This window comes from Rivularia sp. UHCC 0363 (assembly GCF_034931125.1).
Taxonomy (GTDB): domain Bacteria; phylum Cyanobacteriota; class Cyanobacteriia; order Cyanobacteriales; family Nostocaceae; genus Rivularia.
The window spans coordinates 27,350-43,914 of the sequence record NZ_JAYGHM010000065.1 but is presented as its reverse complement, the minus strand read 5'-3'; the positions used below and the strand labels follow the sequence as shown (position 1 = coordinate 43,914).

The window sequence follows — 16,565 nt, the reverse complement described above, 5'->3', positions numbered from 1 at the left end:
AATAGGGATTAATGTTAATTGCAATGCTTCATCGATTACAATGTCACGCCCTGAGTATGGTTTCAATCCCTAATAGGGATTAATGTTAATTGCAATTCTAAATAAAGCTTCAATGACTGATGCTCTTATCAGTTTCAATCCCTAATAGGGATTAATGTTAATTGCAATTATTAGTAAGTTTGGCGAAACGTATCTCAGAGTTTCAATCCCTAATAGGGATTAATGTTAATTGCAATGGCTCGCTGTAGAAGGTTTACTGTATATAGTTTTCAAGGTACTGTTGCGCCGATCAATATAAAAATAGCGTTTCAGCCATCGACTTGTCAAGAGGCGGTTGAGTAAAATGCCCTCAAACATAATCGGGGCAATGATTTCAACGACTGCGCTAACCTCATGTTTAGAGAAATAGCCATCAAACCTATATACAGTAATCATTTCAAGCTTTAAAAAAGACACTTCAAAAAAAACACCCACAGGTTAGCGCAACTATCAAGCAACTATCAAGCAAAGAACATGGGGTCAGCATCATCTATTGTTTTAATATTACCAGATGATTCTCAATACTCAGCGCTCCTCCGCATTTACCTACCCTTCGAGAAGAAGCTCCGCGTCAATGCGTCACTCTGCAAAAATTTCTTAATACAACTCATACTTCATCAACTGACAGGGCAAAGTGCCGTTATATACCGTAATCCGATCCGATGATTTCAATCCAATTGATTGAGACAATTTCTTGTTACCACTCAGCACAAATGCAGTCCAGCCTTTGAATTGCTGTTTAAGTACGCTGCCCAAAAGTTTGTAAAATGCTTCTAAATCGCTATCTCGTCCCAAACGATCGCCATAGGGTGGATTGCATAATATTACACCAGTGTCTGCGGGTGCAACAACTTCGGAAAGCTCCATCTGAGATAACCAAATGCGATCGTCAACACCGCAGTTTGTGGCATTTTCTTTTGCTTGCTCGATGACTTCTTGATCGCGATCGCTCCCCCAAATCGATGCCGGAAGCGTATCTAATTGACTCGCTTGGGCTTCTGCAATCAATTTTTCCAAAAGGGGTAGATCAAAGTCGCTCCAGGTTTCAAATCCAAAGGACTCCCGAAACAAACCGGGTGCAATATTCAGCGCTTTTAAACAAGCTTCTATCGGTAAAGTTCCAGAACCACACAGCGGGTCATAGAACATTTGTTCTGGCTGCCAACCCGAAAGTTGAATCAAAGCAGCCGCTAAAGATTCCTTTAAGGGTGCCGCTCCCACCGCAGGACGATAACCTCGACGGTGTAAACTACTGCCAGAACTATCAAGGCTAAGGGTACAAAAGTAACCACGGATATGGACATTAATCCGTAAATCTGGATCGTAAAGCTCAACATCAGAACGTTCGCCAAAATCTTGTTGTTGCTGGTCAACGATCGCGTTTTTTACTTGAAGCGCTGTAAAATGCGTGTGGTTGAGTTCGTCGTTTTTGCCCGTAGCGTTTACCGCTAACGTCTGCTCTGGTGTCAGATAATTTTGCCAATCAATATTTTGGATACCCTTGTAAAGGTCATCTGGAGTTTTGCAAGGGAATTCATCCAGTTTAACTAAAATGCGGAACGGTAATCTTGCCCAAAGATTAACCCGATAAAGTAGAGTGCGATCGCCACTAAATCCAACACCGCAAAATCCAGGTTCTACCGAGCTAGCACCTAATTCTTCTAATTCCTTAGCTGCAAGTTCTTCCAATCCACGAGCAACCGTTGCAAAATACTCCATATATTCAAGTAATTATTTAAAAGTTAATAGAGAAACAGTAAAACATAAAGCTTGATTAAACAGCAAATTAAACAATTAATTAACCAATTTCTTTAATTAGCGAAAATATCAAAGCTGAGACTATAGTAATAAATACGAAAATTTCGATAATTTTAAGCAGCGAAAGAGATGATAGCCATTGCTTAATTATCCTAACGTCAAAATTATCACGCCAATTATCAAAATTTTTTCGCCACAAACCAGGACTATCTTTACTACGAAATCGCCAATTAATCATTGATAAAATTAAAGGTACACCTCCAACTTTAATACTCAGTAATAGATGAAGCCCGATACAAGTTACTAAGATTAGCCAAGAAATAAGATGGGCATAATACCAAGAATGATTAAGTTCTCCTTGAGGTAGCCATTTTTCGTCCATCATCCTGCCAGAGCAAACAGCAAAAGTAACTGCTAAAATACTCAAAGTATTAACTAATCGATGCAGAGTATACCACCAAATTGGTTTTGCAAAATCAGTCAGTTTAGTAAAAGAATCCGGCTGAATTAATCTTTGTTGTCCTCTGTGAAAAGCATAAACAGCAAATAGAGGAAATATTATTAATGTCCATACTCCAAATGTGCCATGAATACCTTCAATCTCCGTAAATTTAGGTAGCGAAATTTTTCCCCATCGTCCATCAAAAACATCATAAGTCCAAAAAGCAGTAATAATTGCCCCAATCGTAAATAAGCCAATTAAGCCGTGAAGAATACGTAATAATAATGGTTGATAAGGTTGAGAAAATTTCGGCGACATAAAATTAGATCGTTAATAATCATTACTTTGATTTGATTTTATCAAGTAGCTGCACCAGTTCTTTGTTGAGTATTTCATATCCTTGGTTATTTAAATGCAGTTCATCCGAGCCATATTTCAACATCATTCCTTGACTATCGGCAAGAATAGAAAAAGCATCAAATATGATAACTTTATCTTCCGCTAATGTAGCTATATAAGCATTCACTTCATTAACAGCCTTAGCTATATCATCCGACCAAAAAGGCTTGCGCTGAAGTGGTGCTTCCCCCACCGGAAAAATAGTAGTCAAGACTATTACTGCACCTAAATTTTTAGATTCATCTACAATTCGCTTAATATTGCTGCGACAATTAGCAACAATTGATTCTCTACGTTCTGGAAACAAAGCAATAGTTTTCAAATCGTTAACACCAACTTGAATAATTACTATATTAGGTTGTAAAGAATTAACGTGATATCTAAACCGCTCAACTGTCTGCACCGAAGTTTGAGAGGAAATTCCACGATTGATAAACTCATATCCACTTATTTTAGGTGATATCCAATTTTCTGCTCTGGAGTCACCGAAGAAAACAACACGAATTTTACTATCGGTAGCTTTCTTGAGATTTAGAGGATAGTGACTTAATCCAGAAGGATCTAAACGAGTTTCATTAACTTCGAGGTAATATTTTTTAGCTTGGTTGAAGAGAAGAATATTGAAAGCGATTGAACCTCCTAACATTAATAATAAAAGGGAAGTTAACAGAATAAAAAGTTTATTTGATGCCATATTTTTGTAAATTGGCTATTTCCTTGGCTAATTCCAACGCTTCAATTGCCTGCTCCCGACTAACCCTGGGGAAGTGGTCAATAAATTCATTCAAAGAGTCACCTGCTTCCAGATAATCAAGCAAGGTTTTAATCGGTACGCAAGTACTAATAAATACAGGCGTTCCCCCTAATATTTCAGGATGGCTATGCACAACACGCTGTTTTGAAGACATAAATTTTAAGTGATCGCCCTTGTGAGTGATTTCTTAATCCTAGCTTGGGATATGGGTATGCAGTTTAGTTATTTTTAAGTGATTTTGGGGATAGGGGAATTTATGGCGATCGCGCTTGAAAAGCTAAAATTATGGAAGCGAATCATATCTATATAAATAACTTCTGCAACTTTACGCTTCAGATTTTAATGTTTACTCTACCGGGGTTGTAGTGACAACAGATAAAGACCTAGAAAGGTAACTCAGGTTGTAAATATTGCTCTTTACTTTTACTACTCTTTTTTTTATTTTCCATAGATGATACATTATTTGAATTATTGTTTGTGATTAAATCAATATAGTAATTTTTATCTTCGACAATACGATCTATTTCATCATTGTGGCATAGAGAAACAAATAAAGCGGCTGCTCTTGCCTGACAGTTAAATGATTTTTTAGGATTAAATGCAATATCAGAAAAACCCTTATAATCAAATAACTTATTAGCTAAACTTGGATTTTGTGAAAGTGCAGTTAAATATAGCCAATCATAAAACGCTGTGACCGGATTAATAATAAAATTTTCTCCAAAAAATTCATAACCTACAAAATTACCAGAATTACGCAGCCTTTCATCAGTTTTAGCTTCTTTGCTAGAGACAGAATATAAATCGGAAAAAGGACCGCCATTTGCGAAAATCTTACTACCTTGATATGCACATTCAACTGAAATACTTTTTTCATCCTTTATCATCTTTAGATTAAAGGCACTCAAAGAAACTCCTACCTCCTCATTCGATTTAGAGGATATCTCTAAGACTGGGGTTATTTTAGCTTCAGCGGCTGCCTGATGCAGAGAGGCTATTGATTTCTGAGCTTGTACTTTTGCAAAACCAGGGTGCCATTCAAATTCAAGTAAACTCTCTTTCACAAAGGGAAAGCCTTTTAAATTAGGGATAAAAATAGGTCGTTTAGCCATAATTCACCTTACGATTAGAAGAATAATTCTGGTTTACCACATTTGCCAATCTTGTCTGGGGGAAAAATAATCACGATATCCAGCATAAAAAGTTTGTGAATAATTCCCTGGATTTAGGTTTGCCCATTGTTTTCTAACATCTAAACTGTGGAAATGAACTACATCAATATACTGAGTAGAAATTTGATTAAAAACAAGCACTTCAGCTTGAGGATGAGTTGTAAAATACGAAGGTATTTCTAAAGCTTCACGTTTAATATGTTCATAATCCGAGAACATATGTATTAAAGCTTCAGGTTGTTTCCTTGCCTGAGTTCTTTTTTCTGTAATATTTTCTTTGGCATTGTTTGAAGCTGCATTTTCTCGATAAAATTTGCAATCTAGTTCCCATAGGATAGAGGGTTTGAGAAGCAAAACGACCCAATCTGAACGATTATTAAAACTATACTTGTAAAACATTTTGTAGTTAGGAAAGCTGATGCCCAAGCAGATGGCTTCTCGCTGTCCATCTAGACGGTGAATGTCATTATACTTAGGTGCCTCCACCCATGACATACTTTCAAGTTGCGATCGTCCTAATAAACCATGCTGCAAAATACTATTTAGATTAGCGATATGGGTAAAGTGTACCAATACTTCAATTCCATACATCTGACATATTTTTTGTATCTCGGATGCACGTAATTGTAATCTGGTTTGACGCTGTTGCTCTGCTGCAATGCGTTCTGTTTCTTGAGCAGCTTGAATCTGCGCTTTACGTTCGGCTTCGTGTTTTCTCCGTTGCTCTGCTTCTAAACATTCTTTTTCTTGAAGATATTTTAAATACTTTAGACGTTCAGCTTCCTTTTTTCTTCGTCGTTCAGCTTCTAAACGTTCCTTTTCTCGAATAGCTTCTAAGCGCTTTAAGCGTTCTGCTTTTCTTTTCTTTCGTTCTTCTTCCTCAGCTTCTTTTCTTTCACGTTGTAATCTCTCCCGTTCATGAATTAAATCATCTGTACGAATTTGCCCAACTAATAAAAGCGTTACTTGATTGAGCCAATCAGGAGTAGGAGCGTCTATATCGTGCCATAATCCTTGAATCTTTGCTGTCAGACTATCTAATTCTTTACTTGGTATATCTTCTGCACTTAACCACAGCTTACTTACCTGTTCACCTTTATCAGTCTTCTCAACTTCATACAAAAAACTGACACCATCATATGAACCATTGTCTAGCTTTTGAGCTAACTCATAGGATTTGCACCTAATTGTCTTAATGTGAAAGAAAACTTCTCGTGTTGATTGTTTGCTGTTCAGGGTACGCTTAACAAACCCAAATCCCCTTTCCGCATTGTATTTTTGGACACTACCAAAATATATTGTCACTGCTTTAACCTCATGGTAGGTTAATCCCCTTAGAAGACTATGCTTATATTGGTAGGGTACCCATGAGGGAAAAAATAATAGCAGGGAAATTAAAGTAAAGTGACAATATTTTATGAAAAATATACTTAACAAATTTGGTCAAATAAAATAATTAATTAGTTTTTAATACGTATTTTTACTATGGTTGTAAACTGTGGCGGAATTGTCCTCAGTACCAACAGACTTGATATCAACCACAATAAAACTCTCCCCAACCCCTTTAATTAGAGATAATATTTTCAAAGCATTAATTATCCACCAATGACTCAAGCCCCACCCAAACTAGTAACATTTGAAGAATTTATAGATTGCCTACCTGAAAATTCCGGGGTACGCTACGAACTACACAATGGAAATATCGTCGAAATAGCGCAACCAGTAGGGGAACATGAGGAAGTTACAGGCTTTTTGACGATAAAGCTTAGTGCTTTAATTGACCGATTAAACTTGCCTTACAGTATCCCTAATAAAGTTATAGTCAAACCTCCTCAAAAAGATACTGGCTATTTCCCAAATATTTTGGTGTTAAATCGCGCAAATTTGATCAACGAACCACTATGGAAAAAAGCATCTACTCTTACTAATGCTGCATCAATACCTTTGGTAATTGAGGTTGTATCAACTAATTGGCGCGATGATTACCACTTTAAATATGCTGACTATGAGGAGATCGGTATTCCCGAATATTGGATTGTAGATTATGCAGCGTTAGGTGGACGTAATTTTATTGGAAATCCCAAACAACCAACAATTTCTATATGTAACTTAATTGATGGGGAATATCGGATAAATAAGTTTCAAAATAACGAGCAAATTGTTTCTCAAACATTTCCCGATTTAAAACTTACAGCTAATCAAATTTTTCAAGCTGGTGCGGTATAGCGTTCGTTAATAATAAAAATCATTAAACGTACAATAGCTGATTCTTAATTTCATCAGCCGTTAACGCATTTACTAAAATACCAATCCGCTGCGCTACTTCATAGGCATTTTTCTGAGGTACAATGATAATCCCGCAATGCTCTTTGCTTTGCTCTATATATTGAAGATGTAATCGTTCAAAATCAACTCGATTATGAGTTAAAAAACATCTGCCTAAAGAAGTTGCAAATTCAAGTTGTTCTGCATCAGTCTTACCGATAGTTGCTTGTTCAGGAACAGTTGTAACATCTAACCCACGGGAACTTAAAAGTGTCCCAACTAATGCTGACATATCTTCATCCGTGTAAAGCGCTGCAAAGGTTGTCATTGCCTGTTCAATCCAGCTTTTACTGACGGATGAACTAATTCATCTGGTACTCGATTTTGCTCAATGTACTTATTAATAAGAGCTTGATAATCCAGATAAAAACTTAACGCATCAAACACCTGTGCCAGTGTTAAATGAGGCAAATGGTTCAATATTTCTTCTGGCATAATGCCCAATCGCCATAAACTAACAATGGCACGAACGGAAGTACGAGTACCTGTAATAATTGGCTCTCCACCCAAAATTTCAGGGTTGCGCGTAACGTAACGTGAAGAAGTTTCGGCAAACATACAACGAATCCTGCTATACGCAGTGGCTTTCCCTGTAGTCTATCAAAATCATTCAATATAGAACTACCCACTCAACAGCAGTTTGAGAAGATTTAAAAGATAATGGATATTTTGATCGCTTATTATTAGTGCGTAACGCTAAAACAATATTATTTATTTGATTCCAATACACTCTTGTGGGGTGGGCATCCCTGCCTGCCCGAAAACAAAGTTTTATGACTAACCCAAAATCAGTAGCTATTCTCGGTGCGGGTGCTTGGGGAAAAGCCCTAGCAACTCTCGCTCAAACCAATGCTCACAACGTAAAAATATTCTCGCGTCGCGGTGCGGAAACTTTAGCACAAACGGTGGAAGGTGCGGATATTATTCTCAGCGCTGTTTCTATGAAAGGTGTAAGAGATGTTGCTTCTCAATTACAATCTTTATCTATTTCTCCTCAAACTATTTTTGTCACCGCTACTAAAGGTTTAGACCCCGAAACTACCTGCACACCTTCGCAAATTTGGCAAGACACTTTTCCTCATAATCCAGTAGTGGTTTTATGCGGTCCTAATTTATCCAAGGAAATTACCCAGGAATTACCAGCAGCGACTGTAGTTGCGAGCAATATTGAAAGTGCAGCGGAATCTGTGCAATTGGTATTTAATTCAACTCGGTTTCGAGTTTATACAAATTCCGACCCTTTGGGAGTGGAATTAGGTGGAACCTTAAAAAATGTGATGGCGATCGCCGCTGGTGTATGTGATGGTTTGCAGTTGGGAACTAATGCCAAAGCCGCGCTACTGACTCGCGGGCTGACTGAAATGGTTCGTATCGGCGTACATTGGGGTGCGAAGCCGGAAACATTTTACGGTTTATCGGGTCTAGGTGATGTATTAGCAACCTGTAACAGCCCTTTAAGTCGTAATTACCAGGTCGGATATCAGTTAGGACAAGGTAAGACTCTGGCAGAAGTTCTTTCTCAACTTCAAGAAACCGCTGAAGGGGTAAATACATCTGAAGTTTTGGTGCAACGTGCTAAACAACAAAATATTTCGATGCCGATTACTCAGGAAGTTTACCGTCTGCTTAAAGCCGAAGTCACTCCACGACAAGCACTAATGGATTTAATGAAGCGAGATATTAAACCCGAATATAACTATTAGTTGAAGATTGGGCATTGAAGGGAGAGGGAGTAGAAGGGAAAAATAACTCCTAACTCCTCACCTTTGACCTGAAATCCCAAGATTCCCTGACGATTAAAAAAAATTTCGTCAGGAAATAACTTTTATAGCTATGTATATATAACTATGACTATGATTTATAACTTCTTTACTTGTCTATCTTTATACCATGTTGTATTCGCTACTGTCAATATTTTGAAGCTGTAAATTTAACTGACTCAGCCGGTTAATAGCAGTCTAGTTAAGCATTTGGATTACTGTTGGTTCAAATTAATTACTGGACTAATACGCTTAACTTAAATGAGTATCAAATGAAATCAGTATGGTTTTATTTCAAAAAAAAGCCAAATTAATTTCTAAATAATGTTAGTTCTCCGTTAATCGCGGGAACAATAGCAACAGTTGATTAGCTTTCACTGCTAATAATTGTTACCTGGAGCCATTGAGAAATTCTTATGCCAGCAACATCTTTTTATGCCGATGCCGATGCCGCTTACGAAACTCGAAAATCCTCTCAAGATTTTGAACCGGAATTAGCCGTTGATGATACGGAAGTTCCCAAGGATGAGGACTTAGAACAGCTAGACATAGCTTCTGAGCATACTGCAAATTTGAATGCTAGTACAAAAACCCGCAGTACGGATTTAGTTCGTTTATATCTTCAAGAAATTGGCAGAGTTCGGTTATTAGGTCGAGATGAAGAGGTTTCAGAAGCTCAAAAAGTCCAACGTTATTTGAAGTTACGGATACTATTATCCGAAGCTGCAAATCAAGGTGATGAATTACTTGCTGATTATTTGAGAATAGTTGAAGCTCAAGAACGTTTGACATCTGAATTAGGACATCGCCCTTCGATGAAAAGATGGGCAAACACTGCTGGGATTGAGGAATCTGAGCTAAAAGGCGCTTTGTCTCAAGGTAAACGCCAATGGGCCCAAACCGCTAATATGACCGTACAGGAGCTTGAACAAACTCAAACCCAAGGACTCCAAGCTAAGGAACACATGATTAAGGCGAATCTTCGTCTTGTAGTTTCTGTTGCGAAGAAATATCAAAATCGCGGCTTGGAATTATTGGATTTAGTTCAAGAAGGTACTTTAGGTCTGGAAAGAGCGGTAGAAAAGTTTGACCCAACTAAAGGTTATCGCTTTAGTACTTATGCTTACTGGTGGATTCGTCAAGGTATCACTAGAGCGATCGCGACTTCTAGCCGTACTATCCGTCTACCAGTCCATATCACCGAAAAGTTAAACAAAATCAAAAAAGCTCAACGTAAAATTGCTCAAGAAAAAGGTCGGACTCCGACTTTGGAAGACTTGGCTGTTGAGTTGGAAATGACTCCCGCTCAAGTACGAGAAGTTTTATTAAGAGTTCCTCGTTCTGTTTCTCTTGAAACCAAAGTAGGTAAAGATAAAGATACCGAATTAGGTGAATTACTCGAAACCGATGGTGTAACACCAGAAGAAATGCTGATGCGAGAATCTCTCCAAAGAGACTTGCAAAATCTTTTGGCAGATTTAACTACTCGCGAACGCGATGTAATTCTCATGCGTTTTGGTTTGGCTGATGGTCATCCTTACTCTCTTGCTGAAATTGGACGCGCTCTCGATTTATCCCGCGAACGTGTTAGACAAATAGAATCTAAGGCTTTACAAAAGCTACGTCAACCCAAGCGACGCAACTTGATTCGCGATTACCTAGAATCCCTCAGTTAGAATACTGTTTACAAGTGAATGAATCAGCGCGGCTTTGGGAAGCCACTCGTAATCGAGTTTTAAGTGGTTTCCCCATTTTCACAACATTTTGTTCCGCCGCGCCAGTCATTTCTCTTTACGAACAACTAACATATAGATATATGTAAAGCGTTACTGCATACCCTCGTTATAATAATTAATTATTTGTTTCTTTAGGCGTAATAATTTTAGATAAAAGTACGTGCCGATTCCTAGAGCCAATCTAAAATCCAAAATTGTCCATCCCGACACTATATTATTTCTTCGATTCCCTTATAAATCATAAAATAGCTCGCGATCACAGCTTTCCCTAGCTATGTTATCCAGAAAGCTTGCCGATAATTTCTCTTAAAATATTCGCGGCAATGGGAATTACATTTTTAATTTCTTGTTTGATATGCGTCGATATCAGTTTTAATTCTACCTAAAGTAATTCATAATGATTCTCAACAATCTAGAATTATTGCAAACAGGTGGATTTATTTGCTATATTCGCAATTGATGGGGTTTGTTGAGAAAAACTAGTATGACTATTTACACTACTACTTCGCTTAAAGCAGAACTCAACGAACGAGGTTGGCGTTTAACACCTCAGAGAGAAGTGATTCTACACATTTTTCAGGAGCTTCCTCAAGGGGAGCATCTGAGTGCTGAGGATCTTTATCAAAGGTTACAAGTCGATAATGAAGGAATAAGTCTTTCCACAATTTATCGCACTTTAAAATTGATGGCACGTATGGGAATTTTGCGGGAACTAGAACTGGGTGAGGGTCATAAACATTATGAGCTTAACCAGCCTTATCCTCACCATCACCATCACTTAATTTGTGTTAGGTGTAACACGACTACCGAGTTCAAGAACGATTCGATTTTGAAAATTGGGTTAAAGACTTCTCAAAAAGATGGCTATCATCTTCTTGACTGTCAGTTAACTATTCACGGGGTATGTCCCAAGTGCCAGCGGGCATTAATGCCTTTGTAACACCTGGGAGTGTTATATATTTGAATAGTTTTATGGGATGTGTTTCTTGCAAAAAGGCGAGCAGTTTTTTACCTATCGGGACAAGGGTTACTGCTCATCTTCAACGAAACGGATGCTAAAAACGTCCGTTTTTCACATCCTTCAAACTAACACCGTAAAACTCCTGAGCTTGTTTAATCGCGCTTTGAGTATCTTTACTCATTACTCCGTTCAGAGAACCCTTATAGAAGCCTCGTGATTGCAAGCGTCTTTGGATCTCCAAAACATTAAACTCAGCTTTTTCTGCATCATTTACATTTCGATACAGTTTACCGCGAGTAGTCGGTCCGGCAATACCGCTAGCTGCTAAATAATTGCTATCTTGGAATCGCTTCACTGCATCCGCAGTATAAGGACCGAAATAACCGTTTGGTTCTCCCTTCAAATATCCGGCTTTGATTAACTGTGCTTGCAAGATTCTTACAGGTTCGCCGCGATCGCCTAAGCCAAGGAACTCTTTGTTACGTCTGGTCGCGGCAATCGTCATGCTTTTGGGAGCATCTTCATCACCATAGCCAACGCCAATTGGCGGTAACTTAGTTAGCGTCTCCGTTCCGACGATACCGTCAACATCCAAACCATAAGCCCTTTGGAACCGTTTCACGGCATCTTCGGTAATCGGTCCGTAAATCCCCGTCGAGTTACCGTAATAAAATCCCGATACTCGTAACCTTTCCTGTAAAGCTTGAACGGCTTCACCTTCATCACCCTTAGCCAACAAGTTGGGATTGCTGCGCTTAGTAGTATTTGTCGCAATCTTAGGAGAGGGTGTCGGCGGTTTGCTTTGCTCCGTAACAACTGGTTTTTTCTGAGCGGCTCTAGTATTTATCGTTACAGCCGCCTGCCAGCCTTCTAATTGTTGTAATGTAGAAGGTCCGGCTACACCATCAACGCCGATGCTAGCAGCCTTTTGAAAGCGCTTAACAGCATCTTCTGTTTTAATGTCATATACCTGAGTAACAGGGGCTTGATAAAAACCAGCCTTTTGTAAATCTTGTTGTAAATTTTTGACGGAGGGACCTCTATCTCCCTTTTGCAGTGCGAGAGCGCTGCTGGCAATGCTCAGAATCGAGATAGTCAAGACTAGAGGTAACATATACCCCCAAGCCTTACTCGAAAAACGTTTCAAATCTGGGGTTTGTGAATTTTTCAACCAGGAATTAAGGTAAACCAATTCACTGGTTGAGGGGTCTTCATAAACTCCAGCTAAGTGTAAATACGCAAGATTTTCCATATTTTTCTCTTACACCACCGATTTTTCTTCAATTGCTGCTTCTGCTTGGTGAACCAGGTTTCGTAAATTATCTAATGTTGGTATATTTACATCCTGCCACAAACCGCGCTGGTATGCTTCTAATAATCTTTCCGCAATATCACGCAGGGCATGAGGATTGTTCTTCTCGATGAATTCACAGACATTTGGATCGAAAAGGTAAGCTTGGGCAATTCCCTGATACATATGGTCTTCTACACAGTTCGCGGTAGCATCGTAGGCGAATAAATAATCTACTGTCGCCGCGATTTCAAATGCACCTTTGTAACCGTGACGCATCATTCCTTCAAGCCATTTGGGATTGACAACTCGCGAACGGTACACCCTAGCTATTTCTTGTTGAAGCTTACGAACTTTTGGTAAGAACGGAATAGAATTATCGCCAAAATATGTTTGGGGATTTTTCCCTGTTAACGATCGCACTGCTGCTGTTAACCCACCCTGAAACTGGTAATAATCATCGGAATCTAACAAATCATGTTCGCGATTGTCTTGATTATGCAACACAACTTGCATTCTTACTAGACGCTGCTCGAATGCTTCGGGTGCAGAAAAGCAAAAACCTTTGCCCGTGTAAGCATAGCAACTCCAGTTGATGTAAGCACGGGCTAAATCTTCATCTGTATGCCAATTTTGAGATTCAATCAACCCTTGTAAACCAGCACCATAAGCTCCTCCCTTACTACCAAAAATCCGATACTGCGATCGCGTTTGTGCGGCCTCTTTATTTAATCCTTGTTTAATCCAAAGTTCTGTTTCAGAGCTTACCTGTGCGGCTAAGGGATTGTACTCGGGCAATTCGTCTAAGGCTGCTACTGCGATTACTGCTCGATCAAACAGTTCGATTAAGTTGGGAAAAGCGTCCCGGAAGAAACCAGATATTCTCAATGTCACATCGACGCGGGGACGCTGTAAAATCGATATCGGTAAAATTTCAAAATCCACTACTCTGCGAGTTGCACCATCCCACACTGGCTGTACTCCCAGTAAAGCCAATGCTTGAGCAATGTCATCCCCCCCCGTCCGCATTGTAGCAGTTCCCCACACGGACAAAGCAAGTGTCCTTGGATACTCACCATTTTCTTGAGTGTAGGTTTCGACAAGAGTCTCTGCGGCTTTTCTACCGACATCCCAGGCTGATTCGGTGGGTACGGCACGAATATCAACTGAGTAAAAGTTATTACCTGTAGGTAGAACTTCCGGCCGACCGCGTGTAGGTGAGCCACTTGGAGCGCTTTTAACGTATCTACCGTCAAGTCCTCGTAATAAATGGTCAATTTCCAGGTGAGTTTGCTGCAAGGAAGGTAGGAGATTGGAGCGAATCCATTCTATAACTAGTTTGGTTTGGGATTCAGGAGCTTGTATTTGAAGGGGTACCTCACCCCGTCCTGCCGGACACCCCTCTCCTTGGCAAGGAGAGGGGAAGGGGGTGAGGTTTTTCATGCTTAGGGCTAGATTTTCTTCACTAAGACTAATTTCTTCAACAAAACAACCACTAATTAACTCTTCAACAAGACAAGCAGCGTATTCTTCCAAAAGTTCGATCGCATCACCGACATTCCGACAAGGTACGGTATCGCTGACAAATACTTGAGCCGGATTTTCTGTCAATGGGTCAAAATCCCAGCCTAGATCTTTCGCGATCGCCCGAGTTAATCCCGAATGATGCCGATTTGGGTGACGTGCGATCGCCACAATCAAATCCCTCAACTGTTTTCCGTGAGGACAATTCCCAAATATATGTAAACCATCGCGAATTTGAGCCTCTTTTAATTCGCATAAATATCCATCTAAACAGTTTAAAATGCGATCGCAAACGTTATTTTCTAATTTTTCAGTATTAAGTTCTAAGTCAAAATGTAAATTTTCTTGAATAATTAATTGCGTAATTCGTTCATTAATAATTGGTAAACGTTGGGGGTCTAAATTAATCGCTTCGTAATATTCATCGACCAAATTTTCTAGCTTGATCAGGGGACCGTAAAGTTCTGCACGAGTCAACGGAGGAGTGAGGTGGTCTATAATTACAGCTTGAGCGCGACGTTTTGCTTGAGAACCTTCCCCAGGGTCGTTGACAATAAAGGGGTAAAGGTGTGGGAGGGTCGATAAAGCAACTTCGGGATAGCAATTTTCTGATAAAGCAATGCTTTTACCCGGTAGCCATTCGAGATTTCCATGTTTCCCCACATGAACCACAGCATCAGCACCAAAACATTTTCTTACCCAGTGATAGAAAGCTAAATAAGCGTGAGTTGGTTCTAAATCTGGTGCATGATAATTCAAACTGGGGTCGAGATCGTAGCCTCGTGATGGCTGAATTCCGATGAAGACGTTACCGAGTTGGATACCTGATACAGGTAATTGGTAATTGGTAATTGTTAATTGGGTATTACTCTCCATTTCCCCTTGTCCCCTTGTCCCCTTATCCTCTTCAATATTTCCCCATCTTTGAGAAATACCTTGCTGCACAGCTTCTGGTAGGGAAGCAAAATATTCTTGGTATTCTTGTGAAGAAAGACTTTGCCGTATTTTTCTTAAATATCTGGCTTCTGCGTCGTTTGTAACTCCTGTGGTAAGTAATTCTATTAATTCGTTTCCGTTTTTGGGTAAGTTTTCTATTTGATAACCGGCATTTTGTAAGGCTTTCAAAATTTCGATGCAGCTTTGCGGTGTATCTAATCCGACTCCGTTTGCTAAGCGACCGTCGCGGGTAGGATAATTTGCCAAAATTAAAGCTATACGACGTTGTTGGGGAGATTTATAACGTAAATTGACCCAATTAGCTGCTAAATCTGCAACAAATTCAATCCGCGAAGCAACTGGTTGATAGATTACAACATCAGTTTGTAAAGCCGAATTATTATTTTGTACGGTTTTGAAAGAAACAGCACGACTAATAATGCGTCCATCAACTTCTGGAAGCGCCACATTCATGGCAATATCGCGGGGTGAAAGTCCTTGAGAGGAGGATTCCCATTGTTCGAGAGAACTGCTGCTGAGGATGACTTGCAGCACCGGAACATCCAGTTTTTCCCACAATTCTACAGATGGTCTTTCTGTTTCTAAACGTGCTAAAGAAAAACTCGTGGTGTTGAGTATAAAAGAAATATTTTCTCCATCTTGATTTTGTAAAAATTCGCTTAATTCTTGTTGAACATCGATTTCACGCAGCGAAGAAATAAAAACTGGAACGGGATTTATATTTTTTTTAATTAAAGCTTCACATAAAGCGTCGATAACTAAAGTATTTCCTGATAAATAATGAGCGCGGTAGAACAAAATACCAACTTTTGCCTTGGAGACATTGTTAATTGTCCCATTCCCCATGCTCCAATTATAAAAACCAAACTTCGGTATTTCCTGGGGAGGTGGGGGATTAAATGATGTGGAAAAGCAATTATCAGCAATAAACTTAAAAGCGTTAGCAAAATTTATTTTGCCACCCTGAGTAAAATACCGGGATATTTGGTTGACCTTAGCTAAAGGTAAAGTGGAATGAGAGATTAAATTGAGGTCAAGAGTATCGTCTCCTGAAATTACAATTAAATTAGTGCGATTGCGTTCCACAATTTCCAACACAACTTCTAAACCATAAGACCAGTAAGAACTTCCTCCTAATAAGCGTAAAATAATCACTTGGGCAAATTCTAAAACTTGCTCCGCATAATTATCAATACTTATTTGATGCTGTAAATTTAGTAAGTTAGCAACTCTAATTTCATCAAAGTTAGGAGGTAATTGAGAAATTGCGGCTGCTATTGTCTGGATGTCTGTATCCGCTGAAGTTAAAAATACAAACTTTGCAGCAGTTTGTTCTAGAAATATTAATTCTTCTGACTGTAAGTTAAATTCTTTCGACTTTGTATTGATTCGATGCATAATTCCCTATTATCGTCTTGCACTATTAATTACAGGAATGGCCGCAAGT

Annotated in this window: 14 protein-coding genes; 4 read left to right on the top strand and 10 right to left on the bottom strand. The window is 39.1% G+C overall.

The window, feature by feature from the left end:
- Positions 1 to 636: 636 nt before the first annotated feature.
- The 6 genes from VB797_RS27635 to VB797_RS27610 all read right to left on the bottom strand — a co-directional run bounded on the left by VB797_RS27635 (position 637) and on the right by VB797_RS27610 (position 5,869).
- On the bottom strand, positions 637 to 1,758 hold the full coding sequence (locus VB797_RS27635; protein WP_323240972.1) for a class I SAM-dependent RNA methyltransferase: 1,122 nt from the start codon (positions 1,756 to 1,758) through the stop codon (positions 637 to 639).
- 79 nt (positions 1,759 to 1,837) lie between these two features.
- Positions 1,838 to 2,557 carry a cytochrome b/b6 domain-containing protein gene (locus tag VB797_RS27630; RefSeq protein WP_323240971.1) on the bottom strand — a complete coding sequence of 240 codons (720 nt, stop codon included), beginning with the start codon at positions 2,555 to 2,557 and terminating at the stop codon, positions 1,838 to 1,840.
- Between the two features lie 22 nt (positions 2,558 to 2,579).
- Positions 2,580 to 3,332: an SGNH/GDSL hydrolase family protein gene (locus VB797_RS27625; protein ID WP_323240970.1), complete on the bottom strand. Its 753-nt coding sequence runs from the start codon at positions 3,330 to 3,332 to the stop codon at positions 2,580 to 2,582.
- The gene (locus VB797_RS27620) at positions 3,319 to 3,546 is read right to left on the bottom strand and encodes a DUF433 domain-containing protein (protein WP_323240969.1); all 228 of its coding nucleotides are present in this window, start codon (positions 3,544 to 3,546) and stop codon (positions 3,319 to 3,321) included. The genes VB797_RS27625 and VB797_RS27620 overlap by 14 nt, the downstream gene beginning before the upstream one ends.
- Before the next feature lie 229 nt (positions 3,547 to 3,775).
- Positions 3,776 to 4,504 carry a DarT1-associated NADAR antitoxin family protein gene (locus VB797_RS27615; protein WP_323240968.1) on the bottom strand — a complete coding sequence of 243 codons (729 nt, stop codon included), beginning with the start codon at positions 4,502 to 4,504 and terminating at the stop codon, positions 3,776 to 3,778.
- Positions 4,505 to 4,537: 33 nt separating this feature from the next.
- A complete protein-coding gene (locus VB797_RS27610; RefSeq protein ID WP_323240967.1) occupies positions 4,538 to 5,869 on the bottom strand; it encodes a DarT ssDNA thymidine ADP-ribosyltransferase family protein in 1,332 nt (443 codons plus the stop codon).
- A 300-nt stretch (positions 5,870 to 6,169) separates the two neighbouring features.
- On the opposite strand from VB797_RS27610, the gene VB797_RS27605 reads away from it, so the two are divergent.
- On the top strand, positions 6,170 to 6,790 hold the full coding sequence (locus VB797_RS27605) for a Uma2 family endonuclease (protein WP_323240966.1): 621 nt from the start codon (positions 6,170 to 6,172) through the stop codon (positions 6,788 to 6,790).
- 22 nt (positions 6,791 to 6,812) lie between these two features.
- On the opposite strand, the gene VB797_RS27600 is transcribed toward VB797_RS27605, so the two are convergent.
- Together VB797_RS27600 and VB797_RS27595 are read right to left on the bottom strand one after the other, a co-directional pair.
- Positions 6,813 to 7,157, bottom strand: a complete 345-nt coding sequence (locus VB797_RS27600) for a DUF5615 family PIN-like protein (RefSeq protein ID WP_323240965.1) — start codon at positions 7,155 to 7,157, stop codon at positions 6,813 to 6,815.
- Complete coding sequence (locus tag VB797_RS27595) at positions 7,154 to 7,447, bottom strand: DUF433 domain-containing protein (RefSeq protein ID WP_323240964.1); 294 nt, start codon at positions 7,445 to 7,447, stop codon at positions 7,154 to 7,156. Before VB797_RS27595 ends, VB797_RS27600 begins: the two co-directional genes overlap by 4 nt.
- Positions 7,448 to 7,662: 215 nt before the next feature.
- On the opposite strand from VB797_RS27595, the gene VB797_RS27590 reads away from it, so the two are divergent.
- The 3 genes from VB797_RS27590 (at position 7,663) to VB797_RS27580 (ending at position 11,325) form a co-directional block, all read left to right on the top strand.
- Positions 7,663 to 8,592, top strand: coding sequence for an NAD(P)H-dependent glycerol-3-phosphate dehydrogenase (locus tag VB797_RS27590; RefSeq protein WP_323240963.1), 930 nt, complete (start codon positions 7,663 to 7,665; stop codon positions 8,590 to 8,592).
- A 473-nt stretch (positions 8,593 to 9,065) separates the two neighbouring features.
- On the top strand, positions 9,066 to 10,325 hold the full coding sequence (gene sigC / locus VB797_RS27585; protein WP_323240962.1) for an RNA polymerase sigma factor SigC: 1,260 nt from the start codon (positions 9,066 to 9,068) through the stop codon (positions 10,323 to 10,325).
- A 544-nt stretch (positions 10,326 to 10,869) separates the two neighbouring features.
- The gene (locus tag VB797_RS27580; protein WP_323240961.1) at positions 10,870 to 11,325 is read left to right on the top strand and encodes a Fur family transcriptional regulator; all 456 of its coding nucleotides are present in this window, start codon (positions 10,870 to 10,872) and stop codon (positions 11,323 to 11,325) included.
- A 115-nt stretch (positions 11,326 to 11,440) separates the two neighbouring features.
- On the opposite strand, the gene VB797_RS27575 is transcribed toward VB797_RS27580, so the two are convergent.
- Together VB797_RS27575 and cobN are read right to left on the bottom strand one after the other, a co-directional pair.
- Entirely contained in the window at positions 11,441 to 12,598 is a 1,158-nt protein-coding gene (locus tag VB797_RS27575) for a peptidoglycan-binding protein (protein ID WP_323240960.1), read from the bottom strand.
- Between the two features lie 9 nt (positions 12,599 to 12,607).
- A complete protein-coding gene (gene cobN, locus VB797_RS27570; RefSeq protein ID WP_323240959.1) occupies positions 12,608 to 16,516 on the bottom strand; it encodes a cobaltochelatase subunit CobN in 3,909 nt (1,302 codons plus the stop codon).
- Positions 16,517 to 16,565: the final 49 nt, after the last annotated feature.

What these genes read in the sequence shown, in the direction of transcription:
- VB797_RS27630 (WP_323240971.1), bottom strand. Translation starts at nt 2,557, where the DNA reads ATGTCGCCGAAATTTTCTCAACCTTATCAACCATTATTATTACGTATT.
- VB797_RS27605 (WP_323240966.1), top strand. Translation starts at nt 6,170, where the DNA reads ATGACTCAAGCCCCACCCAAACTAGTAACATTTGAAGAATTTATAGAT.
- VB797_RS27635 (WP_323240972.1), bottom strand. Translation starts at nt 1,758, where the DNA reads ATGGAGTATTTTGCAACGGTTGCTCGTGGATTGGAAGAACTTGCAGCT.
- VB797_RS27615 (WP_323240968.1), bottom strand. Translation starts at nt 4,504, where the DNA reads ATGGCTAAACGACCTATTTTTATCCCTAATTTAAAAGGCTTTCCCTTT.
- VB797_RS27595 (WP_323240964.1), bottom strand. Translation starts at nt 7,447, where the DNA reads ATGTTTGCCGAAACTTCTTCACGTTACGTTACGCGCAACCCTGAAATT.
- VB797_RS27625 (WP_323240970.1), bottom strand. Translation starts at nt 3,332, where the DNA reads ATGGCATCAAATAAACTTTTTATTCTGTTAACTTCCCTTTTATTATTA.
- VB797_RS27590 (WP_323240963.1), top strand. Translation starts at nt 7,663, where the DNA reads ATGACTAACCCAAAATCAGTAGCTATTCTCGGTGCGGGTGCTTGGGGA.
- sigC (WP_323240962.1), top strand. Translation starts at nt 9,066, where the DNA reads ATGCCAGCAACATCTTTTTATGCCGATGCCGATGCCGCTTACGAAACT.
- VB797_RS27580 (WP_323240961.1), top strand. Translation starts at nt 10,870, where the DNA reads ATGACTATTTACACTACTACTTCGCTTAAAGCAGAACTCAACGAACGA.
- VB797_RS27575 (WP_323240960.1), bottom strand. Translation starts at nt 12,598, where the DNA reads ATGGAAAATCTTGCGTATTTACACTTAGCTGGAGTTTATGAAGACCCC.
- cobN (WP_323240959.1), bottom strand. Translation starts at nt 16,516, where the DNA reads ATGCATCGAATCAATACAAAGTCGAAAGAATTTAACTTACAGTCAGAA.
- VB797_RS27600 (WP_323240965.1), bottom strand. Translation starts at nt 7,157, where the DNA reads ATGACAACCTTTGCAGCGCTTTACACGGATGAAGATATGTCAGCATTA.
- VB797_RS27620 (WP_323240969.1), bottom strand. Translation starts at nt 3,546, where the DNA reads ATGTCTTCAAAACAGCGTGTTGTGCATAGCCATCCTGAAATATTAGGG.